Here is a 21,157-nt window from a genome sequence, read left to right as displayed (position 1 = left end):
GTACGAAAATGGTTAAAGTTAAAATGAATGTACAAACTACCTATCATGGAAAGCTATTACGCAAAGATAAAATTTATGAAATCGATGAAGAGCTAGCAAAAAGATGGATTGTTAGTAAAATAGCCGAATTAGTAGAAGAATAAGCTGCAACAGGGCATTCCGTAAAGAATGCCCTGTTTTTTACTTTTATAGACACTTTTATCCTCTTTCGATCGATTATAAAGGTGAAAGGAATTTATCGAAAGGGGAAGTGAAAATGAGTTTTATGAAACCAGCTAATGGAACGATTACAAGTGGATTTCGAACTGCGTCACGTCCAAATCATCATGGCATTGATATTGCGAAAGGAGGGAACGTTCCTGTAGTAGCATCCGAAAGAGGTGTTGTTCATAAGTCGTATTATTCCTCTAGTTATGGAAATGTTCTATTCATTGCACATCAATTAAATGGTGCCCTTTATGAAACGGTTTACGCACATTTAAAAAAACGTATAGTTGAAGAAAATCAAATTGTGCAACAGGGTCAAGTAATTGGATACATGGGGAACACAGGTAATTCGACTGGCCAGCACTTACATTTTGAAATTCATAAAGGTTTATGGAATGTGAAGAAGTCAAATGCAGTCGATCCAATAAAATGGATTCGGGATGAAAAAAATGCTGTTGAAAATAGGAAGTCTATTGTACCCTATCCAGATCAGTTGATTAAATTAGGAAGCCGTGGCAAAGATGTGGAGCGAATTCAGCGTGCCGTAAACGTAACAGTAGATGGTATTTTTGGCCCAATTACAGAAAGTGCAGTAAAGAATTATCAAAGAAGACACGGACTAACCGTGGATGGAATTGTAGGTCCTTTAACATGGGAAGTACTGTTTTAATAATTTTACTACGATAGGAAAATATAACAACAAAAAGGAGGCTTGTACATATGGCTGACGATATGCAATATAGTGAAGATCATCATTTTATTCCGGTTACCTCGATTATGAGTGGTATTGGACAAGCAGTTACTTCAGATATCTATTGCTATCCCATTCAAGTCGTAAATGTTTGCTTTATCGGAGATCCGGACAATTCGGAGCAATGGACATTAGTGGATGCAGGAATGCCGAGGTCAGCAGATGATATTTTGAAGGAGGTTGAAAAGCGATTTGGTCCTAATGCTCGACCAAATGAAATTCTTTTAACCCATGGTCATTTTGATCATGTCGGTGCGATTATTGATTTAATTGAGCATTGGGACGTTCCTGTCTATGCTCATGAAAAGGAACTCCCTTTCTTAACAGGTAAAAAAAGCTATCCAGAGCCAGATCCAACGGTAGAAGGCGGAATGGTTGCCAAAATGTCTCCCTATTTTCCGAATGAGGCAATACAATTAGGTGACCATGTTAAACCTTTACCTGCGGATGGGACTGTCCCGAATTTGCCTGAATGGAAATGGATCCATACACCTGGACATTCTCCGGGTCATGTTTCCTTCTTCCGTGAGCGTGACCGTGCGTTAATTGTTGGGGATGCCTTTGTTACGGTGAAACAAGAATACTTATACAAAGTCTTGGTGCAAGAACAAGAGATAAGTGGTCCACCAAGGTATTTAACAACGGATTGGAAGGAAGCTTGGGAATCGGTAAAGAAATTAGCAGCGTTAAAACCAGCTGTTGCGGTAACTGGGCATGGTATTCCAATGGCAGGGGATGTGTTAACCGATAGCTTGGCGAACTTAGTGAATCATTTTCAAGAAATAGCGGTACCAGATTTTGGACGATATGTGGATAGAAGGGAACATTAATCCTATGGAACAGACTTACCTTCATGTAGGTCTGTTTTTTGTTTTGGGAAAGTTACGCACGAAAGAGGAACATTGCCCTAATCTTGTGTCCAATGTTATTTGAAACGATATATATTTGGAAAAGGATTACATATATTTAAGGGAATAGGTTTACTCATATTTAACCTAGCCATACTGAAATAAAAATGGGGTGTTAAATGTGTTTGTCCTTTATTTAATTGCTTTATTGAATGTATTGGATTTAGTGTTAACCACGATAGGATTACAGTTTCATATAATAGAAGAAGTAAATCCATTTATGAGTGGCTTGTGGAAGTTACATCCTTTTGTATTTATTGGAGTTAAAATATCTCTTTCTTTACTTTTGATTTATTGTGCGCATTACTTAACTAACCCTACGTTAAAGAGCTGGAGAGTACTTACTGGCACTGCAATTGGACTATATGTAAGTGTATTGGTAATGCATGGTGTATGGTTAGTCCAAATCGTTTAATGTAGTTTCAACAATACATTTCCACTATAATAATAATGGAAATAAATTTTTGGAGGTTTATGAATTGAAACATCTAACCCTACTTCTACTGGGTGTCGTGTTGTTTTTATCAGCTTGTGGGGGAACAACAGTACCATCTATTGAACATAAGCAACAAAGTGTAAAAGAAACAACAGCGAGTAATGATTATCAAGAAACGCTTAATAAAGCGGGATTAATGGAAGTGCCTCTTCTTTATGTCATTGATGGAGACACAATCAAAGTGGAGTTCAATGGTCAAGAAGAATCTGTACGCTTTTTACTCGTGGATACACCAGAAACATCTCATCCACAATTAGGAAAACAGCCATTTGGGGAAGATGCAAAAGCGTTTACGAAAAAACTATTATCAGGAAAAACGGTTTTACTTGAAAAGGATATAAGTGAGCGAGATAAATACGGTCGATTATTAATGTATGTGTACACAGCAGATGGAAAGTCTGTGCAAGAGGAACTATTAAAAAATGGCTTAGCCAGAGTGGCGTATATTTATGAGCCGAATACGAAATATGTGGACGACTACTATGAGATCCAAAAAGAAGCACAAGCAAATGGAGTGGGAATTTGGAGTGTTGAAAACTATGCACAAGAAGATGGATATCATACGGAAGCATTAGAAACAGAACAAAGTGTAGATAACCCTATTCCGACAAAGGATGCATTTGAACCAGATGCCAATGGTGACTGTAATGGCTATATTAAGGGGAATGATTCATCAAGTGGCGATTTTATTTATCATGTGCCAGAAGGATCTTATTATAATAGAACAAAGGCAGAAATGTGTTTTAAAACAGAAACTGCTGCAGAAGAAGCAGGATATCGAAAAGCACAAAAATAAAAAGCATTTGATAGGATTAATGGATTTTGTCTCTCGTTCAATCAAGTGCTTCCCATCTGCAATAATCTTTAAAACTTATGTTATATTAGATGCAGAATGTAAATAGTAAAAGAAAAAGAATATACATGACAAAGGAGATTATTATGACACCAAATCGTAGCATTGTATTTTTTGATATTGATGGAACACTTTATAATCACAAAAAAGAACTGCCCATCTCCACCAAAAATGCCGTACTGCAATTGAAAGAACTTGGACATGAAGTAGCGATTGCAACAGGTAGAGCCCCTTTTATGTTTGAGGAGCTGCGAGAAGAATTAGGGATTGATACATATGTAAGCTATAATGGACAATATGTTGTTGTGAATGGGGAAGTAGTATATAAAAATCCTTTAAACCGTAATTCTATCATAAAATTAACGGAAACAGCTGTAGAGAGAAACCATCCAGTCGTTTACATGGATCATGAAGATATGAAAGCGAATGTACCAGAGCATCAATACATTACTGAAAGTATAGAGACGTTGAAAATTGGTCGTTTCCCTACACATGACCCAAGCTATTATGAAGACCGAGAACTCTATCAGGCTCTGTTGTTTTGTTTGAAAGAAGAAGAAGACTATTATGTGGAACAATTCCAGGATTTCGATTTTGTTCGTTGGCACCCTTATTCAACAGATATTTTACCTAGTGGTGGCTCCAAGGCGAACGGAATCCAAAGAGTAGTTGCAAAGCTGGAAATTCCAAACGAACGTGTTTATGCCTTTGGTGATGGGCTAAATGACATTGAAATGCTATCGGAGATTTATCATAGTGTGGCAATGGGGAACGGTGTAGAAGAAGCAAAAAGGGCTGCCAAGCATGTTACAAAATCCGTTGAGGAAGATGGTATCCTTCACGGTTTAAAAATGGTTGGATTGTTAAAATAGGTAATTTTACAAGCCGAAAACAGACGAGTATTTTCTGGTTTCGGCTTGTATTATTAAAGTTTGGACTCGTAAATCTTGCTTATGGACGAGTATTTTTCAGGCAGACTCGTATTTTAGATAATAGACGAGTAAATTGCCTTGATTGAAGAATAAATTAGCCAATAGACGCGTATTCAGGATTTAGGCGAATAAGTACGTGAAACAGACGTGTAAAATTTTAGAGATGACGAATAATCTTGATAGAATGACGAGTTTTTACCGATTTTTGGTATTTCTCCTTATATTTCTCTTTTAATAAAACATAAATGTGCAAAGCTCTTTTCAACCCACCCATTTTATGCTAGTAGAACTACGTAGCGTTTACTTAAAATGTGAATAAAGTTAATATATCCCAAACATCGCTATCGTAAAAAAGTAAGTGTTTTCGAATTATCTAATCCTCTTTATTAATGAATCTGTATGTCATTAATTTTCATAATGCTTTCTGGAACCTTCATTTTATGTTTTTTGTCTTTATAGGAATGATAAGAGGAAAGCACTTCATTCCCTTCCTTAACTGTCAGCTCTAAAATATGTTCATGCTTATCCCCTTTTGTTTCCAAATAGTATTCATAGGTGTCTATACTAAGTGTACATTCGTTAAAGATTAATCCTAAGTATTCCTTTTTCTCATATTGCGTATGAGGATGAAGCAAGATGATGGTAGCTAAATCATCTATGGAAATACTCGTTGTTGTCGTTAGGTTATGTATCGTTTCTTTTACGTGTTCTGTTTTATCTCTTGTCCAGTTTTTAATATTGTCCAAAAAAGAATCCATTTTTGAACCTCCTAACTATATTTACTATTAGAATAACCAACTTTTGATGGATTCATAAATCATCGGAAAAAGAATGTTTTAGAAGAACTTCGTCTAAAATGAAAATAAAAAGATAAATGGAGCTGTGAAAATGGCAATAGGAATCGCCCTTGCAGGAGGTGCAGTACCAAAGTTTGCCGCCATTGGAGTGCTGCAAGCTTTAGAAGAACATCATATTGAAATCTCTCATATTGCTGGAACAAGCTCTGGAGCAATCATTGCTGGATTGTATGCCTATGGTTATTCCGTTGAAGACATAAAATATGCACTGCTCTCATTTGGGCAAAAACATATAGATGTCAATTGGTATGGAGTGTTACGTCGTTTTTGTTTCTTGCGCAAAAACGTTGATGGTTGTGTGAAAGGGGACCGACTCGAATCGTTAATTAAACGTTTAGTTGGAACAGAATCGGTTTCATCTTTTCAGATTCCCTGTGGATTAATGGCAACGGACTTAAGGAAGGGAAAACCAGTAGTCTTTACAAATGTAGACCCTTCTAGTCCAAATCTTCTGATTGAGAAGGAGATTCCAATTTGTAAGGCGATTCGAGCTAGCAGTGCAATACCGGTTATGTATAAGCCTGTTCGCTGGAAGGATTATGTATTAGTGGATGGGGGGCTTGTTGATAATTGTCCGGTTCATTTAGTACGTGAATTAGGAGCAAATAAAGTGATACGTATTGATCCATTAACCTACTTTAAAGAGGACGATCCGTATCATGATATCTCAGTCATCTTAAATCGTTCTATGTCTCTAACATTAGAAAACCAAATGGAGGAGGAAAAGCAAGAAGCGGATCTTAATCTTTACCCAGTTGTTGGGAATGTAGGATTATTTGAATATGATAAGATTGCTCAATGTATCGAATTAGGGTATCAATTTGCGTTTAAAGAAATGGCAAACATTTTAACCGTGGCAGATAAATAAAAATGAGAGACCATAGGGATCTCTCATTTTCGATAATAGTCATATTTCCGTTCTAATCTTTCTTGGAAAGCGGCTATAAGAATACATAATGGCCAATAGATAAGTGCAACCAATATATATAAGGTCATAGAATCAAAGGTTCGACCAGCTACAATTTGCGCCTTTTGGAACATTTCCGGAACGGTAATAACAGCAGCTAAGGATGTTGCCTTTACAATGTCTAAAAAGACGTTTGTTAAAGGGGGCATTGCAATTCGGGCCGCCTGGGGTAATATAATCATTCTTAGTGTTCTCCAATATGAGAATCCCAATGCCTGAGAGGCTTCCCACTGTCCTTTTGGCACACTGTTTAAAGCAGAACGATTTACCTCCGCAATATATGCCGCACTATTTAATCCAAATCCCAATACGGCCGCTGTATAGGCATTCAACGTCCAACCAATAAGTGGAAACCCATAATATAAAATAAATAAAAATACTAAAATAGGTGTTCCGCGCATGAAAGAGATATAGATTCGAGACGGCCATCTTAGCAAAATGGAATCGGATCCTCTACCTAATGCTAGAAATAGTCCAAGTATAAGTCCTAGTCCCATGCTTACAAAGGAGACGGCAATCGTCATGGGTAACCCTTCTAAAACAAACGGTAAGCTTTCAAGAGCTAATTCTGGATTGAATAATTTTTCCCACTGTATGTTCATTGTTTATCCTTAAAAGGTTAAACCTTCAATTTCTTGAATTCCTTCAGGTTCAGCAGAAGCATCTTGGCCACCAAAGAATTGCTTGGAAAGCTTAGTAAGTGTACCATCTTCTCGCATTTCTTGTAGCACCGAATTGATTTTCTCTTGAAGTGTAGTTGCTTCAAGTGGCATCGCTATTCCTTGTTTAGTAGGATTGAATTTTAAGTCCGGATGGATTGTAATATTTAAGTCCGGGAAAGCTGTTAATGCTAGCGATTGTAAGTAATAGTCATTAATGACCGTATCCGTTCGACCATTGTCTACATCTCGTAAATAAGCATCATTGGTTGCATTTCCATATGTAACAACTTCGGCACCGAAATGTTCAGCGATTTGACTATATGTCGTATTTGCTGCGCCTCCAGCTTTTTTTCCTTCTAAATCCTTAAGTGTCTTAATATCAGATAGATCATCTTTTCGGACAATCATCGTTGTAAACGAATATTTATATGGATCCGAAAAAGCAAAAGACTCTTTCCGTTCTTCGGTAATACCCAAATCATTTATCGCAATGTCAATTCGTCCACTATTAATGGCAGCAAATAATCCTTCAAACCCGATTTGTTGAAATGTAACTTCTAGATTTAAACGCTTGCCAATTTCCTTCATAACTTCAACATCATAGCCAGTTAACTCATCCGAATCCTCTGGGTAATAGGAAGTAGGGAATAACGTACCTGAAGTTCCTACAACAATTTCACCTTGTTCTTCAATCTCATCCCACAATGTGTTGGACCCTTGATCCTCTTTTCCATTACAAGCTACTAAAAAAATAACCAATACGAAAAATAAGCTTAATCGTTTTTTCATGTTGTACTCTCCTTTTTTTATAAATAGACCCTATTAACAATATCAATCTTCTAAAAATGTTTCAATTCGAAAATGTTAGAATCCACCTTTACATTAATAAAATTATCTATTTTAATGAAAATCTCCATCTTCTTTTCATTCTGAGAGGCTATTACAATAAGTAGGATTAGGTAAATTTATCGTTGACAGCTTGTTTGTATGACTTTATGATGGATATGGAGATAATTGAGAATCTTTATCATTTATATGTGGGTATTCGAAGGACCACATACAATCTTGGAATAGCGTGTGTTCGTTAGGAAATGCTAAATCTAAATTATACATATATATCGAGGAGGTAATGATATGAAAAAATGGCTTTTGCTTTCATTTACTTTATTACTTGTGTTTGTAGCTGCGTGTGGGGATTCGAAGGATGATTCAACAAATGATTCCCAAACAGCTGAAAATGAAAAATCGGAAACAGAAAATAACAACGCGATTACAATAGAGGATGTATACGGTGAACAAACGATTGAGGGTACGCCTAAGCGTGTAGTTGTGTTAGAATGGGTGTATGCAGAAGACCTATTGGCACTAGGTGTACAACCGGTTGGAATGGCGGATATCGAAGGGTACAAAGCTTGGGTAAATATTGATGCTGAGCTTTCAGAGGAAGTAGAAGATGTGGGTACTCGTCAAGAGCCCAATCTAGAGGCAATTTCTAGATTAAATCCGGATCTTATTATTACGGCAAGCTTCCGTCACGATGCTATTATGGATGATTTAAATTCAATTGCTCCAACACTTGCATTTAACCCTTATCCAGAGGAAGGGAAGGGGAATCAATACGAAGAAATGATTGATACCTTTACCAAAATCGCAAAAGTAATGGATAAAGAAGATAAAGCAGAGGAAGTGTTAGCGCAAATGGAAACCGCTTTTGCAGATTCATCATCTGAGATTGCGGATGCTGGTTTGGAAAATATTCCATTCGTATTAACACAAGCCTACAGCAGTCAAAATACGCCAACAATCCGCTTATTTACGGATAATGGAATGGCAACCATCATTATGGAAAAGCTAGGGCTCTCTAATGCTTATAAAGAAACAGATTGGGAGCTATATGGCTATAAACAAACAGATATAGAAGCATTGCAGAATTTCCAGGATGCTCATTTCTTTTACATTGTTCAGGAGGAGGATAATGTATTTGAAAATCAGTTAAAAGGAAATCCAGCATGGGAAAACTTAGATTTTGTTAAAAACGATCGATTGTATCAATTGCCAGGTAATACTTGGACTTTTGGTGGTCCATTATCTGCAATAACGTTTGCAAATCAAATTCGTGACGTGATATTAGAAGAGAAGTGATCTTTTGTTAGCTAATAATTGGATAAAAGCGGTTCTTACCTTTGGAGGTGGAACCGCACTTTTGTTTGTTTTGATATTATTACATATTAACCAAGGGAATGTGACAATTCCGCTTGAGACAATTGTGGATGCCATATTTGCCCCAGAGGACACGTTAGAACACCATACCGTTCGATATTTAAGGTTACCGAGGGTGGTGATGGGCATTTTAGCTGGTGGTGCTTTAGCAGTTTCGGGGGTTATCTTGCAGACGATCACGAAAAATCCACTGGCTTCAGCAAGCACATTAGGAATTCATTCGGGTACTTTTTTTGCGGTGGTTTTTGCAACCGTCTTCTTCCCGCAGGCATTAGGTGCAAATGGTCTATTTGTAGCTTTTATTGGCGGTTTGATAACTGCTTTCCTAGTGTTAGGAATATCAGGGGGAACAAAATCCTCTACACCAGTTAAAATGGTGTTAGCTGGTATGGTTGTGAGTATCATGTTTTCCTCTTTTACCTCGGTACTGCAAATTTTTTATGAATACGAGACGAGTGGGCTGTTTTTATGGGGGGCAGGCTCCCTTGTGCAAAACAATTGGTCTGGAGTGCAATTTGCATTTCCTTTAATTGTTGTTGGTCTGGTTATTTTACTGTTTATGTCGAAAAAACTTGATATCTTACGACTTGGGGATGAGGTTTCTACCTCGTTAGGTCAAAACGTCAATCGGGTTAAAATCGTATCCCTTCTCAGTTCAGTATTCTTAACCGCTGTTACAGTTAGTATCGTTGGTCCAATCGGATTTGTTGGATTAATTGCTCCCCATTTAGTGAAGCTAATTGGCTATCAAACCCATATACTTCTTACGCCAGCTGCGTTTATATGGGGAGCTAATGTGTTAGTAGGGGCCGATGTGTTAGCACGATTTATTGATGATTCTTTCTCGGAATTACCGGTAGGTGCTATTACAGCGCTAATTGGTGCACCTTGGTTAATTATACTAGTTTTAAGAAAACAGGCGAAATCGAGTATTGAAAAAAGCTCTGGTATTTCAGCAGGAAAAATAGCATTTCCGATTTCGATGAAAGTACTATTTCCAATGCTCTTTCTTCTCTTACTTTTAACTATTTTACTTGGTATTTCTACTGGAAATTATGGTATTGAATTATCTCTGTCTATTTCTGCATTACTTGGTGATACAAACGAATTTATGCAGAATTTAATTTTAGACCTACGACTTCCAAGAATTCTTGTAGCAGCCATAAGTGGTGCAGCTTTAGCAATTAGCGGCCTCGTATTACAAGGAATATTACGCAATCCATTAGCTGATCCATCTGTCATTGGAATTACTTCTGGTGCAGGTGTAGGTGCAATGTTAAGCCTATATCTATTCAGTTTACCAGCGTTGTTTATTCCAATCGGTGCCTTTATTGGAGCTTTGCTTTCCTTTTTAATAATTATGTTTTTATCACTACGTTCGAACTTTCAGCCCTCGATTGTAGCGTTACTCGGAATCGGGATATCCGCTTTTGGTTCTGCTATTATTCAAATTATTGTAGTGGAAGCGCAATTAGGTGTTGCTTCTGCTTTAACTTGGCTATCTGGTTCAACGTATGCACGTGGTTGGGCGGAACTCTTTCAATATTTACTAGTACCAATACTTATCATTTTACCAATATTATATATTCATATTAAAAAGCTAGATGTTCTATCTTTAGGTGATGAAGCTGCAGCTGGTTTAGGTTTAACGATTAAAAGAACTCGGTTTCAACTCGCTGCTTTGGCCACAATTCTCGCTGCGTCTGCCGTTGCAACAGTCGGTACAATAGGATTTGTTGGTTTAATTGCACCGCATTTAGCAAGGATGTTAATTGGTCCGAATAACAAACAGTTGTTACCTTTAACAGCGATTTTAGGTGCGATCTTTTTAACGATAGCTGATATTTTGAGTAGAACGTTGCTCGTTCCAAAAGAGATACCATCCGGTGTTTTGGTTGCATTAATCGGTACGCCATACTTTTTATGGTTAATGCATCGAACTAATAAAGTAATAAAATAAACGTAGCCAATTCCATTTTGGGATTGGCTTTTTTCATTGTAATCCGAGTTGTTATTTGAGAATAATTATCAATCATTCGTGCAAAATATATATATTCATAATATTAAGGAGGAAGATGACTTGTTTTATCACATAAAAGAATTGCAGTATAATGCAAAGCCAGAGCGTCCAGATCCTGTATATGCTAAAAAACTGCAAGAAATTCTTGGTGGACAATTTGGTGAGATTTCGGTCATGATGCAATACTTATTTCAAGGATTTAACTGTCGTGCCGAGCAAAAATATCGTGACATGTTATTAGATATTGGTACGGAAGAGATTGCTCATGTAGAAATGATTGCACAGCTATTAGATGGGGCACCTGCGAAGGAACAGGAGGAGGCGGCAAAAGACCCACTCGTTGAAGCAGTGTTGGGTGGTCAAAATCCACAGCATTTAATTGTATCGGGTCTTGGGGCAACTCCGACAGATAGCGTGGGCTATCCATGGAATTCTCGGTATATAATTTCAAGTGGGAATTTACTAGCAGATTTCCGTGCAAATTTAAACGCGGAGTCTCAAGGTCGTCTTCAAGTTGTTCGTTTGTATGAGCAGACGAATGACCCAGGTGTTAAAGACATGTTATCATTCCTAATTGCACGCGATACGATGCATCAAAATCAATGGATGGCTGCAATTGAAGAGCTAGAGCAAATGCAGAAACCAATTGTTCCAAGCACCTTCCCTCAAGATTTAGAGAAGCAAGAAGTATCCTATTCCTTTATGAATTTCTCAAAAGGAGAAGAGAGTAAGGAGGGAAGATGGGCAAAAGGAGAAAGCTTTGATGGTCAAGGGAACTTTGAGTATATATCCAATCCTGAAGCAATGGGTCAAATTCCTAGCTTGAACCCATCACCAAACTATATACATGGAACACCAATGCCGGGACAATTACCACCAGGGACGAACGACGCTCATTATAAGCAAAATATGAATAACGACGGTCCGGTACAATAATGTAAGAAAGAAACCCAACAGTTTTCATACTGTTGGGTTTTCATATGGCTAACTTGTATTGTAAACTTGATAATTTATGTTAAGTAGCAACATTGTTAATTAAGGTAACTCCTTTTTTTACTTAAAGAATTTGTACTAAACAAGCTTTCTAATATGATAAAATTAGAAAAAATAGTAGCAGTGAATAAGGATAATTAGTTCAAGGTTTAATATAATCTGGTAAAAGGCGGATGGGACGATGAAATTTTATATAGCGTCAAGTTTAAAAAATCGAGAGCTCGTTCGATACGTAGCGCGACGATTAGAAAACAAAGGTCATGTTCTAACATATGATTGGACTAAAAACGAGCGAGTGGAAAATTATGAGGATTTAAAGGCGATTGGAGAAGCGGAAATAAAGGGTGTGAAAGAAGCGGATTTTGTTGTCATGTTAATGCCAGGAGGAGTTGGAAGTCATGTCGAGCTTGGTATTGCCCTTGGATTAGGGAAACGAGTCTATCTGTATACGCAAGATCACGATATTTATGACATAACGAATACATGCACCTTTTATTACGTAAATGGAGTACATAAATTTGCTGGATTTATTGAGAATTTCATTTTAGAAATTGATAAATACGAGAGTAAATTACTGCACTAAAAATGAATAGACATTACTTTTCATGACAAAATAAATTCGACATCATGAAAAGTGAGGGATTCCATTATGAAGATATATGTATTACATGCGAGCATTTTTGGGCATACCGAAGTGCTAGGTAGTGCAATAGCGGAAGGCGCGAAGCAAGTGGAGAATGCAGAGGTTGTCTATAAGGCAGTGGATGATGTAGCACCAGATGACTTAAAGGATGCAGTGGGTATCATTTGGGGGTGTTCTGGTGTCTTCGGTGTGCCAAACAAGAAGATGGCAGATTTCTTTTTTCAGTTAGGTCAATTATGGGCAACTGGGGGGCTGCAAGGAAAGGTAGGCGGAGTATTTGCAACTACTTCTACACAGCATGGGGGTGTTGAAAACATCGTTCGTTCGCTTCAAACACCAATGCAGCACCATGGAATGATTATTGTATCCAATACTGGACCTGTTAATGAGGAACGTGCAAAGTATGGAAACCCATATGGTGCAACTGCAGTCATCCCTGTGGAGTCTTCGAAAGATGCACCTATGAATAAACCAACGGAATCAGAATTACAAATCGCACGTGAATACGGAAAATTAGTAGCAGAAACTGCAATAAAGCTGCATGGTTAATCATAAAAAAAGGTGAGCTATTTTTTGTAGCTTACCTTTTTTAAGAGTCTTGTTATTTCGTTTTCCAATGGCTGGATAGGAATTCATCTCGCCCAGATTTAGCACGATCTTCTTGATATTCTTCTGGACTCTTTTTGTAAAAATCTTGATGATAATCTTCTGCTTCGTAAAAAGGTGCAGCAGGAAGTATTTTCGTAACAATAGGATCTTTAAATTTACCACTATCTGCAAGATGCTTTCTTGCTTCTTCCGCTAACCTTTTTTGCTGATCTGTATGATAAAAAACAGCCGTACGATATTGACTACCTCGATCCTGAAATTGTCCGCCATCGTCAGTTGGATCAATTTGCTGCCAAAAAATATGTAATAACTTTTCATATGGAAATATGCTTGGATCAAATGTGATTTGAACGACCTCATAGTGACCTGTTTCACCAGTTTTCACTTGCTCATACGTTGGATTTTCAACATGACCTCCAGAATATCCAGATACTACCTTTTCAATCCCATCATATTGGTCAAATGGTTTTACCATACACCAGAAACAGCCACCAGCAAATGTTGCTTTTTCAAATGAACTCACAATCATACACCAATCTTTCTTTTGAAGTGTAAAAATTATACCATTCGTGCTAAAAATAGTGCAATAAAAAGAATTTGTATTTTTCCAATCATATATAGGAAACCTAAAAGGAAGAAAAAATAAATAAAGGAGAATAGTAATTGCATCTAGCATTAATGTGGGGTGGAATTGCAGGGTCTGCCCTATTTATTGGGGCGATACTTGGTCTCTACGTAAACATTAAGAAGCACATTCTTTCTTATGTTATGTCATTTGGGACAGGAGTTTTAATGGGGGCAGCTACCTTTGAGATGCTTTTTGAATCTGCAAAACATGGTGGGCTAAAAGCTACCTCTATTGGTTTTTTATGTGGAGCATTACTGTTTACCTTATTTAACTTTTGGCTAGCGGTTAAAGGTGCTAGTCAACGTAAACGCTCTAGGCAAAATCCTGAGGGACATTCTGGATTGGCCATCTTTATCGGAACCATTATTGACTCATTACCGGAAGCAGTTGTAATTGGGATTAGTATGATTGAAGCAAATGTAAGCTTCGTCTTAGTTATTGCAATTTTTATAAGTAATTTGCCAGAAGGTTTATCTAGTACAATTGGGTTAATGCAGGATCATTATTCGAAAAAGAAAATATTATTTCTTTGGACCATAGTATCTGGTTTAACGGCATTGTGCTCCTTATTGGGGTATGTTTTATTAGACGGAGCATCGGAAAGAATCCTTGCATTTATTAATACCTTCGCAGCAGGTGGAATAGTTGCAATGGTAAGTTCTACAATGATGCCTGAAGCATACGAAGACGGAGGTCCAATTGTAGGACTAATTACTTCATTAGGATTGTTAACGTCACTTGTTTTAACATTTATTTAAGAAGGAGAGTTCGGATAAATCCGAACAGTTGTATTTCTTAATACTGTCCTGTTGTAAACAAATGTGAATAATGGAGAGTTTTCATCTTAATTTTATGAATCTGTTTCAGATATTGATTTACTACAAGCCGAAAATGAAGGGTTCCCTTTCATTTTCGGCTTGTATTTTTCTAGTCTTATTGCATCGGTAACCATGCAACTTTCCATGCATTTGTGGTAAGATCCTTTACTAACCGAAAACCGAAATCACTTGTTGGTTCATTGGAAAATGCAAAATTAATAACCGTTTCGTGATTGGATATATATAATTCACGAAAATGCTTGACTTCCTTTAATTTCTCGTAAAGCTGTTTTTCGTTTTCTTTCGTCACTTCATCTTGTTCATTTAAAAAGGTCTCTTTATCTGGTATTCCAATATTTTCTCCTTTCTTATACAGAGCATACAGTGTTTCTTGGTCGTCTACATGCTGTGCATGGTAGTATAATCGAAATACATCTAGTGGCTGTAAATCTGTAAGGAGGTTATCATCATGAGTTATCGTATATTGCTCATAAATATCAAGTAAGGGTTCTGATAACTCTATGTCTGTTTCAAATTGTTTTGATGGAAAAGATTGATCCAAAGAGGAGGAATCAGAATCCCCAGCAATACTTAAATCAATCCATGTTTCCTCTTTTGAATATTTATATTGGATAGAATGAACCTCAATGGTTGTATCTTTAATTACATCGGCCTTTAGATACTGTCCATCATCAATGCCTAATATGGTTTCCGCTTTTTCATTATCATTAAAATGGATGTGTATTTTTCTTCCGATATCCCCATATGCAATAGGTATACGAAAAGAAGAACTTTGATTTGGTAAAAATTGCAGCCTTCCATCTTTATATATGTCCCCAGTTAGAGTGAGCTTACCTTCTAATTCTATTACCGTTTGATTGTCATACTGCCCCACATCGATTACTTTCATATCACCGATGACATCCCCAACCTGAACATGTAATGGATCAAAAGTATTATATTCATTTTCCAATTCTTTTTTTGCTTTAAAATGATATTTCTCTTCTTCATAGGTGACGATTGCTTCTGGTTTGTTTGCGGAAGATGAACTAGTATCGGTCTCGTTGAGAAAAGGGATTTGTTTCGTGATCGTCATTACTCCGATAATAAAAATAGCAACGGTTCCTAAAATAGTGAACACTCTTGGTATATTAGCTATAAAGAAATGATTCGTTTTCCTCTTATTTACAAGTTGTAAAATATCTTGCTTTTCCTTTTGTGTAAATGTAGTAGAGATGCTTTTTTCATATTCTGATTTTAATGCCTTGAGTTGCTCATCCATTTCGATCACTCCTTTCTACTAGCTCTTTTAATTTTTCTCGACCTCGTTTCAGCCTGGTTCGAACAGTTGCTTCATTCACTTCTAATGCGTTTGCTATTTCCATAGTGGAAAGCTCTTTAAAATAATATAAAATAATAATTTCCCGATACTTGACCGTTAAATTCATAACCTTCTGTAACAATTCCTTCGATTGATTATGGTCGATTAGTTTCTGTTCAGGAGACATTTCATTAACGCTAGAGGAAGAGGAATTACGCTTGAGTTTTTCTTTTAATCTACTATTACGAGAATGCCAACGTCTTAAATGGTCTTTACTTTTATTTATCGCAATCGAATAAATCCAACTTCTTAAGGATGCTTTTCCTTGAAAGGTATGTATTTTATTATGTATCGCAACAAACACTTCTTGGGTAATATCATCTGTATCTGCATAATTACGGACATAGGTATAGATGAACCGTTTTATTTCTTCTCCATATGTATCCATAATATATTCTAAAGCATCTGATCGATCTAATTGAATAACACGAAAGCTTTCCTCATCAAAGGGTGAGGGAACTGCTCCAGAATGTCCCATTTTGCCACAACCTCCTTATATGTTGTTTCAGTAGTAAGTAAGACGAAAGTAAGTTGTTTTATGATTCAAAATTTACGTATTTTTTTAAGTATACTAAAAATGGAACTTAAAATGGTTCTAGGTATTCATTTACCTAGAACCAATAGTAATCTCTTTCGGTAATTCTTCTGGAGCATCTGGAATTGTACGAGGTTTAGCATGTACTTCAGGCGATGAGTAAATCGACACAACCATACTCCCGTTACTGGCACGTGCTTGAATGAGGATAGGCTGATTATACGGATTAACAAAGGTAAAGTCTGGTCCATACCAGCTTACGGTTGCATCCCGTCCCGGTGGTACATAGGGAACTTGTTTACTGTGGGAATAACGTTGAACAATCGTCATTCCAGCTTGATCTGCAGCATTGAAAAGGGTGGAGGAGACTTGGCAAATCCCTCCACCAATTCCTTCCGTGAGCTCGCCTTTTACAATTACTGGTGCAGGCAAGTATCCTCTTTCCGTTGTACGCATTCCAACTACGTTATTAAAGGAGAATGTTTCACCTGGAAACACAACATGATTGTTAATTGCCTCAGCAGCTAAACGGATATTATGGGAACGTTGATTATTACGGGAATTGAAATATGTTATGTATAAGCCAATCGATTTTTGACGTATAGAATCTAGTAGTTCACTATCGATTCTTGGATATAGGGTAAGTTTTGGAGCTTCTAATCGATACGAACCAGATTTATAATAATAGGCTAAAAACTGCCTTTGAAATTCAAATTTATCTAGCTTATATCCATTTTTACCCGGATTTATTTGATAGTTGTCCAGGTAAGCATTCCTGGGCTGTTTTGTGATTATATTTTCTAGATTATTTAAGAAGGCTTTATAAGCTTGATCTTCTACTATGATTTCATCAAATATAGAGGAATGGAATTCACTTTTCGGTATAATGGTAACGATTTTGCCCTCATTGGTAATGGCTATTGTTTCTGGTGAAGTAGCAGTACTACAAACTAATAAAAGTGAAAAGAATAAATGTACCATAAAACACCACCCTAATGGTATTTTGTGTAAATATATTGTTAATATGTAAGGAAAAAACGAATTATACGCGAGGTTAACCTAGTATTTCATCCTAAGACGTATATTAGGGATTGTCCATACTTCATTCAAAAGGAACCCCTAGGACATAAGTGAAACGCCAACGTGACTCCTCCAAAAAAAGAAACTTACATCTTTCGGGGATGGATAACTTGCTTTTTCGCTTTTGCTAATAGGAAAACTGCATCTCCACAATAGCAGTGATGTCAACTAAGCCTGGTTCTATCGGTGTTGGAACAGCTGTGCTATCAGTTGATAAACCGAGTACAACTTGTCGTGGCCGTTCTTGTTGTTCTATTATTTCCTTTATCTTGATAGGGATAGGGTTCAAATTTACTCCAATAGTGTTTCCCATTGTTACAGCTTTTTGTGTTGCCTCCTCGATTGCCTTTGTTAAAGCTTGATTATAAAATTGTTGTTCCTCTTTCACTTGCATTTCAATATTTCGTATTATATTTGCACCGTTCTCAACTGCAAGGTCAACGAATTCACCTAAATGACTTATATCTTCTATTACGACACGAATCAAATTGGTGATTCGGTACCCCCGGAATAGCTGCTGCCCATCTTTATAATCATAATTCAGCTCAATACGATAATCATTTGTTTGAATGTTTCCTCTTTGGATACCATTTTGCAATAATGCTTCTATTACGTTATTCATTTTTTCAGCATTTTCTCTTTGTATAGATGATAAGTTAACACCCTCCGTTACAACTCCTACTATTACGGAGGCTTGATTTGGTTGAACAGAAATCGTCCCTTTACCACTCACCTTCACAATGTTTGCACTCGTTCGAATTGGATTGACTGGTATAGAACGATTCCATTGATAAGTTGAATACATCGTACACTTCCTTTCCTTTTTTACCAATGTATTCTTTTAAATTTATTTAGCCATTCCTTTTTAACTGTCTTGCTTTTAGTAATAATAAGAATAGGGGCGAAGTTGTGAATGGCGACGATAAACGAATCAAGCTTGGAGGGATAAACAAGGTGAATATTGGAATGTTTTTAGACCGTGACGGTGTTATTAACGAGGTGTTAAGTAGTCGTGTAAAGTTTGTGAATAAACCGAGTGATTTCTATTTATTAGACGGGGTAGGAGAGGCAATTAAGCTATTTAATGAGGAAGGATTCAAAGTATTTGTAGTGACGAATCAAGGTGGTATTGGATTAGGGTATATGAAAGAGACGCAGCTGGATAAGGTACATAAAAAAATGCTGGATGAGCTAGCGAAATTTGGAGCAAAAATAGATGGAATCGCTTATTGTCCTCATAAACCAAAAGCAAATTGTGCTTGTCGAAAACCAAAACCGAAGATGATTATCGATTTAGCAGAAAAACATGGAATTGATTTAGAACAAAGTTTTATGGTAGGAGATAGAGAGCCAGATATTATTGCAGGTAAGGAAGCAGGTACAAGAACCATTTTAGTCGGAAAACGAGAAGAGGAAGCGGATGCCGATATGTATTTCCCGGATTTATTATCTGTAGCGAATTGGTTAGCGGAATATAACTTGTAACAAAATCTTCTCTTCCCATCTTTACTAAAGTGATATAATATATGCATTAAGAAAGCGTTTTCATTTTCTGGCTGTTGAATGGAGTGATAGATATGTTATTTGAATCTACATACAGAAGACAAGCAATGAATCGCTTACAGGAAGAAAACAAACAATTAAAAGAAACGTTAAGTACACAGGTTAAAATGGAGAAAAATCGGACGAAGAACCCAGTTACGTATTTTATAATGGTTATTGTAGGATGGTTTACACAATAAGAAAGAAACACCAGTTGATTGTATCAATCAACTGGTGTTTCCATTTTAATGCCCAGATATATTTGAAAGACCTATCTTTTCAATAACTCGATGACTTTCTTTATTTAATCCTATTAGTGACACCGCAATATTTTGTTTTTCGTATTTTTGTTTTACTTTTGCAATTGCGTTAACCCCTGATTGATCCCATACATGAGAGTGTGTAAAATCGAGAACAATGTGGTCAGTCGTATTTGTATAATCAAAACTATCCATAAAAGATGCACTGGAGGCAAAAAATAGCTGTCCTGAAATGTGATACGTAATTGTGTCACCTTTGACATCCGATGATACTTTAATGCGGGCCATTTTCCACCCGAATACGATTGCACTTAATGCTACACCAGCTAGTACACCTTTTGATAAATCGTGTGTGTATACTACAATGGCTACTGTTATAATCATAATCAACGCATCGCTACGTGGAACCTTTGTGAGCTCACGGACAGACTGCCAATCAAATGTACCAATCGAAACCATAATCATAACACCGACTAGTGCTGCCATAGGAATCATTGCTACAATATCGCCTGCAACAAGAATAAGGAACAGTAAAAATACGCCTGCTGTAAGAGTAGAAAGTCGGCCTCTACCTCCAGATTTAACGTTAATAACTGATTGACCAATCATCGCACAACCAGCCATACCGCCAAAAAATCCTGTAACAACATTTGCAATACCTTGTCCTTTCACTTCCCGGTTTTTATCGCTTTTTGTTTCCGTCATTTCATCAACGATTGTTGCAGTAAGCAATGATTCAAGTAGACCAATAATCGCTAATGTAAACGAATATGGCAAGATAATCATGAAAGTTTCAAATGTAAACAATACATCTGGAATATGGAATAATGGTAATTCACTTGTAATGGTTCCCATATCACCAACTGTTTTTAAACCAGTAAAACCACCAAATACTGCGATTGCGGTCATTACTATTATTGCAACAAGCGCAGATGGTACAGCTTTTGTAATGCGAGGTAATAGATAAATGATGGCTAATGTTCCCGCAACAAAAGCATACATAATCCAGGAAGCTCCTTTAAAATGTGGGAGCTGTGCTAGAAAAATGAGAATTGCTAAGGCATTAACAAAACCTAGCATTACAGAATGTGGAACAAAGGTGATAAATCTACCAACCTTAAAAACTCCTAAAATAAATTGAATAATACCTGTTAAAATCGTAGCTGCAAATAAGTATTCCACACCGTGATCCGCTACTAGAGTAACCATTAATAGCGCCATGGCACCTGTTGCAGCAGAAATCATTCCAGGTCGTCCACCTACGAATGCAATCACAACAGCAATACAGAAGGATGCATATAACCCTACCATCGGATCGACACCAGCAATAATTGCAAAGGCAATCGCTTCAGGAATAAGTGCAAAAGCTACTGTAATTCCAGCTAGAATGTCACCTCGAATGTTTCCAAACCATGAATTTGTCATTTGTTCACCTCTACATGTTGTAATTTCGTAAAGCTTTTACACTTCCGTTAATACGCTACGGGCTTAAGCAAAAGCTAGGAATCCCTTACTTTCGTATGAAATGGATGTACACATTTTGCAATCTTTACATACTCAATATGAGGAAGCTACCATGCAAAGCCTTTTGCAAAGTTTATTGATTTTTGACTCTCACAAAAATCAGGGCCGTTTGTCACAAGTATTGATTATACACAGTTTTGTCACAAATTCCTAGTAGAAAAATTTTCAATGAAGGGGATTGTAATTTTATCGAAAATCATGTTTCGAATAATGTGTTACCACCTTATGGCAACCGATTCTATAGTAATCGTTTCATAAATAATGGAATAGC

General features: G+C 36.9%; 24 protein-coding genes and 1 pseudogene. 16 read left to right on the top strand and 9 right to left on the bottom strand.

All coding sequences use genetic code 11. The annotated features are described in order from the left end of the window. Positions 1-8 precede the first annotated feature (8 nt). The 7 genes and pseudogenes from C1A05_RS18420 to C1A05_RS07530 all read left to right on the top strand — a co-directional run bounded on the left by C1A05_RS18420 (position 9) and on the right by C1A05_RS07530 (position 4,087). Positions 9-143: a hypothetical protein gene (locus C1A05_RS18420; RefSeq protein WP_255398292.1), complete on the top strand. Its 135-nt coding sequence runs from the start codon at positions 9-11 to the stop codon at positions 141-143. Between the two features lie 119 nt (positions 144-262). After that, positions 263-643: pseudogene (locus C1A05_RS18265) on the top strand (M23 family metallopeptidase); the annotation flags it as partial. Between the two features lie 87 nt (positions 644-730). Further along, positions 731-877: a peptidoglycan-binding domain-containing protein gene (locus C1A05_RS18415; RefSeq protein WP_255398296.1), complete on the top strand. Its 147-nt coding sequence runs from the start codon at positions 731-733 to the stop codon at positions 875-877. A 50-nt stretch (positions 878-927) separates the two neighbouring features. Then, positions 928-1,788, top strand: a complete 861-nt coding sequence (locus C1A05_RS07545) for an MBL fold metallo-hydrolase (protein ID WP_102027590.1) — start codon at positions 928-930, stop codon at positions 1,786-1,788. 199 nt (positions 1,789-1,987) lie between these two features. Next, on the top strand, positions 1,988-2,281 hold the full coding sequence (locus tag C1A05_RS07540; protein ID WP_102027589.1) for a DUF5658 family protein: 294 nt from the start codon (positions 1,988-1,990) through the stop codon (positions 2,279-2,281). A gap of 64 nt (positions 2,282-2,345) precedes the next feature. Beyond that, on the top strand, positions 2,346-3,158 hold the full coding sequence (locus tag C1A05_RS07535; protein WP_159462020.1) for a thermonuclease family protein: 813 nt from the start codon (positions 2,346-2,348) through the stop codon (positions 3,156-3,158). A 143-nt stretch (positions 3,159-3,301) separates the two neighbouring features. Beyond that, positions 3,302-4,087, top strand: coding sequence for a Cof-type HAD-IIB family hydrolase (locus tag C1A05_RS07530; RefSeq protein ID WP_102027588.1), 786 nt, complete (start codon positions 3,302-3,304; stop codon positions 4,085-4,087). A gap of 446 nt (positions 4,088-4,533) precedes the next feature. Here the strand turns inward: C1A05_RS07530 and C1A05_RS07525 are convergent, their stop codons facing one another. Continuing rightward, complete coding sequence (locus tag C1A05_RS07525; protein ID WP_102027587.1) at positions 4,534-4,905, bottom strand: hypothetical protein; 372 nt, start codon at positions 4,903-4,905, stop codon at positions 4,534-4,536. A 130-nt stretch (positions 4,906-5,035) separates the two neighbouring features. Here C1A05_RS07525 and C1A05_RS07520 point away from each other — a divergent pair, with 130 nt between their 5' ends. After that, entirely contained in the window at positions 5,036-5,872 is an 837-nt protein-coding gene (locus tag C1A05_RS07520; protein WP_102027586.1) for a patatin-like phospholipase family protein, read from the top strand. Between the two features lie 23 nt (positions 5,873-5,895). Here the strand turns inward: C1A05_RS07520 and C1A05_RS07515 are convergent, their stop codons facing one another. Together C1A05_RS07515 and C1A05_RS07510 are read right to left on the bottom strand one after the other, a co-directional pair. Further along, a complete protein-coding gene (locus C1A05_RS07515; RefSeq protein ID WP_102027585.1) occupies positions 5,896-6,573 on the bottom strand; it encodes an amino acid ABC transporter permease in 678 nt (225 codons plus the stop codon). A gap of 9 nt (positions 6,574-6,582) precedes the next feature. Further along, on the bottom strand, positions 6,583-7,422 hold the full coding sequence (locus C1A05_RS07510) for a transporter substrate-binding domain-containing protein (protein ID WP_102027584.1): 840 nt from the start codon (positions 7,420-7,422) through the stop codon (positions 6,583-6,585). Positions 7,423-7,767: 345 nt separating this feature from the next. On the opposite strand from C1A05_RS07510, the gene C1A05_RS07505 reads away from it, so the two are divergent. The 5 genes from C1A05_RS07505 to C1A05_RS07485 all read left to right on the top strand — a co-directional run bounded on the left by C1A05_RS07505 (position 7,768) and on the right by C1A05_RS07485 (position 13,058). Then, positions 7,768-8,775 (top strand): ABC transporter substrate-binding protein, encoded by a 1,008-nt coding sequence (locus C1A05_RS07505; protein ID WP_102027583.1) that lies wholly within the window; start codon positions 7,768-7,770, stop codon positions 8,773-8,775. Between the two features lie 4 nt (positions 8,776-8,779). Continuing rightward, positions 8,780-10,813, top strand: coding sequence for an iron ABC transporter permease (locus tag C1A05_RS07500; RefSeq protein ID WP_102027582.1), 2,034 nt, complete (start codon positions 8,780-8,782; stop codon positions 10,811-10,813). Between the two features lie 120 nt (positions 10,814-10,933). Next, a complete protein-coding gene (locus C1A05_RS07495) occupies positions 10,934-11,809 on the top strand; it encodes a manganese catalase family protein (RefSeq protein ID WP_102027581.1) in 876 nt (291 codons plus the stop codon). Between the two features lie 238 nt (positions 11,810-12,047). Further along, complete coding sequence (locus tag C1A05_RS07490) at positions 12,048-12,449, top strand: nucleoside 2-deoxyribosyltransferase (RefSeq protein ID WP_102027580.1); 402 nt, start codon at positions 12,048-12,050, stop codon at positions 12,447-12,449. A 66-nt stretch (positions 12,450-12,515) separates the two neighbouring features. Further along, positions 12,516-13,058, top strand: coding sequence for a flavodoxin domain-containing protein (locus tag C1A05_RS07485; RefSeq protein WP_102027579.1), 543 nt, complete (start codon positions 12,516-12,518; stop codon positions 13,056-13,058). Between the two features lie 52 nt (positions 13,059-13,110). On the opposite strand, the gene msrA is transcribed toward C1A05_RS07485, so the two are convergent. Next, complete coding sequence (msrA, locus tag C1A05_RS07480) at positions 13,111-13,647, bottom strand: peptide-methionine (S)-S-oxide reductase MsrA (protein ID WP_145997297.1); 537 nt, start codon at positions 13,645-13,647, stop codon at positions 13,111-13,113. A 134-nt stretch (positions 13,648-13,781) separates the two neighbouring features. On the opposite strand from msrA, the gene C1A05_RS07475 reads away from it, so the two are divergent. Continuing rightward, complete coding sequence (locus tag C1A05_RS07475; RefSeq protein WP_102027578.1) at positions 13,782-14,504, top strand: ZIP family metal transporter; 723 nt, start codon at positions 13,782-13,784, stop codon at positions 14,502-14,504. Between the two features lie 175 nt (positions 14,505-14,679). Here the strand turns inward: C1A05_RS07475 and C1A05_RS07470 are convergent, their stop codons facing one another. The 4 genes from C1A05_RS07470 to C1A05_RS07455 all read right to left on the bottom strand — a co-directional run bounded on the left by C1A05_RS07470 (position 14,680) and on the right by C1A05_RS07455 (position 18,365). Further along, the gene (locus C1A05_RS07470) at positions 14,680-15,846 is read right to left on the bottom strand and encodes a hypothetical protein (RefSeq protein WP_102027577.1); all 1,167 of its coding nucleotides are present in this window, start codon (positions 15,844-15,846) and stop codon (positions 14,680-14,682) included. Next, a complete protein-coding gene (locus C1A05_RS07465) occupies positions 15,839-16,423 on the bottom strand; it encodes a sigma-70 family RNA polymerase sigma factor (protein WP_102027576.1) in 585 nt (194 codons plus the stop codon). Before C1A05_RS07465 ends, C1A05_RS07470 begins: the two co-directional genes overlap by 8 nt. 129 nt (positions 16,424-16,552) lie before the next feature. Next, positions 16,553-17,461 carry a VanW family protein gene (locus tag C1A05_RS07460; RefSeq protein WP_102027575.1) on the bottom strand — a complete coding sequence of 303 codons (909 nt, stop codon included), beginning with the start codon at positions 17,459-17,461 and terminating at the stop codon, positions 16,553-16,555. Positions 17,462-17,687: 226 nt separating this feature from the next. Next, on the bottom strand, positions 17,688-18,365 hold the full coding sequence (locus C1A05_RS07455) for an SIMPL domain-containing protein (RefSeq protein ID WP_102027574.1): 678 nt from the start codon (positions 18,363-18,365) through the stop codon (positions 17,688-17,690). A gap of 149 nt (positions 18,366-18,514) precedes the next feature. On the opposite strand from C1A05_RS07455, the gene C1A05_RS07450 reads away from it, so the two are divergent. Further along, positions 18,515-19,045: a D-glycero-alpha-D-manno-heptose-1,7-bisphosphate 7-phosphatase gene (locus tag C1A05_RS07450; protein ID WP_102027870.1), complete on the top strand. Its 531-nt coding sequence runs from the start codon at positions 18,515-18,517 to the stop codon at positions 19,043-19,045. Positions 19,046-19,137: 92 nt separating this feature from the next. Further along, entirely contained in the window at positions 19,138-19,302 is a 165-nt protein-coding gene (locus C1A05_RS17985) for a hypothetical protein (protein WP_159462019.1), read from the top strand. Between the two features lie 45 nt (positions 19,303-19,347). On the opposite strand, the gene C1A05_RS07445 is transcribed toward C1A05_RS17985, so the two are convergent. Then, entirely contained in the window at positions 19,348-20,787 is a 1,440-nt protein-coding gene (locus tag C1A05_RS07445) for a SulP family inorganic anion transporter (protein ID WP_102027573.1), read from the bottom strand. Positions 20,788-21,157 lie beyond the last annotated feature (370 nt).

Origin of the sequence: Salirhabdus sp. Marseille-P4669 (assembly GCF_900240405.1) — a bacterium.
Taxonomy (GTDB): Bacteria; Bacillota; Bacilli; order Bacillales; family Alkalibacillaceae; genus OEQK01.
The sequence above is the reverse complement of the archived record's forward strand: the minus strand, read 5'-3'. Positions and strand labels throughout refer to the sequence as shown.

Coding starts and splice junctions, on each gene's coding strand:
- C1A05_RS17985 (WP_159462019.1), top strand. CDS start 19,138: ATGTTATTTGAATCTACATACAGAAGACAAGCAATGAATCGCTTACAG.
- C1A05_RS07520 (WP_102027586.1), top strand. CDS start 5,036: ATGGCAATAGGAATCGCCCTTGCAGGAGGTGCAGTACCAAAGTTTGCC.
- C1A05_RS07505 (WP_102027583.1), top strand. CDS start 7,768: ATGAAAAAATGGCTTTTGCTTTCATTTACTTTATTACTTGTGTTTGTA.
- C1A05_RS07510 (WP_102027584.1), bottom strand. CDS start 7,422: ATGAAAAAACGATTAAGCTTATTTTTCGTATTGGTTATTTTTTTAGTA.
- C1A05_RS07485 (WP_102027579.1), top strand. CDS start 12,516: ATGAAGATATATGTATTACATGCGAGCATTTTTGGGCATACCGAAGTG.
- C1A05_RS07445 (WP_102027573.1), bottom strand. CDS start 20,787: ATGACAAATTCATGGTTTGGAAACATTCGAGGTGACATTCTAGCTGGA.
- C1A05_RS07470 (WP_102027577.1), bottom strand. CDS start 15,846: ATGGATGAGCAACTCAAGGCATTAAAATCAGAATATGAAAAAAGCATC.
- C1A05_RS07525 (WP_102027587.1), bottom strand. CDS start 4,905: ATGGATTCTTTTTTGGACAATATTAAAAACTGGACAAGAGATAAAACA.
- C1A05_RS07545 (WP_102027590.1), top strand. CDS start 928: ATGGCTGACGATATGCAATATAGTGAAGATCATCATTTTATTCCGGTT.
- C1A05_RS07465 (WP_102027576.1), bottom strand. CDS start 16,423: ATGGGACATTCTGGAGCAGTTCCCTCACCCTTTGATGAGGAAAGCTTT.
- C1A05_RS07530 (WP_102027588.1), top strand. CDS start 3,302: ATGACACCAAATCGTAGCATTGTATTTTTTGATATTGATGGAACACTT.
- C1A05_RS07455 (WP_102027574.1), bottom strand. CDS start 18,365: ATGTATTCAACTTATCAATGGAATCGTTCTATACCAGTCAATCCAATT.
- C1A05_RS07460 (WP_102027575.1), bottom strand. CDS start 17,461: ATGGTACATTTATTCTTTTCACTTTTATTAGTTTGTAGTACTGCTACT.
- C1A05_RS18420 (WP_255398292.1), top strand. CDS start 9: ATGGTTAAAGTTAAAATGAATGTACAAACTACCTATCATGGAAAGCTA.
- C1A05_RS07515 (WP_102027585.1), bottom strand. CDS start 6,573: ATGAACATACAGTGGGAAAAATTATTCAATCCAGAATTAGCTCTTGAA.
- C1A05_RS07490 (WP_102027580.1), top strand. CDS start 12,048: ATGAAATTTTATATAGCGTCAAGTTTAAAAAATCGAGAGCTCGTTCGA.
- msrA (WP_145997297.1), bottom strand. CDS start 13,647: ATGATTGTGAGTTCATTTGAAAAAGCAACATTTGCTGGTGGCTGTTTC.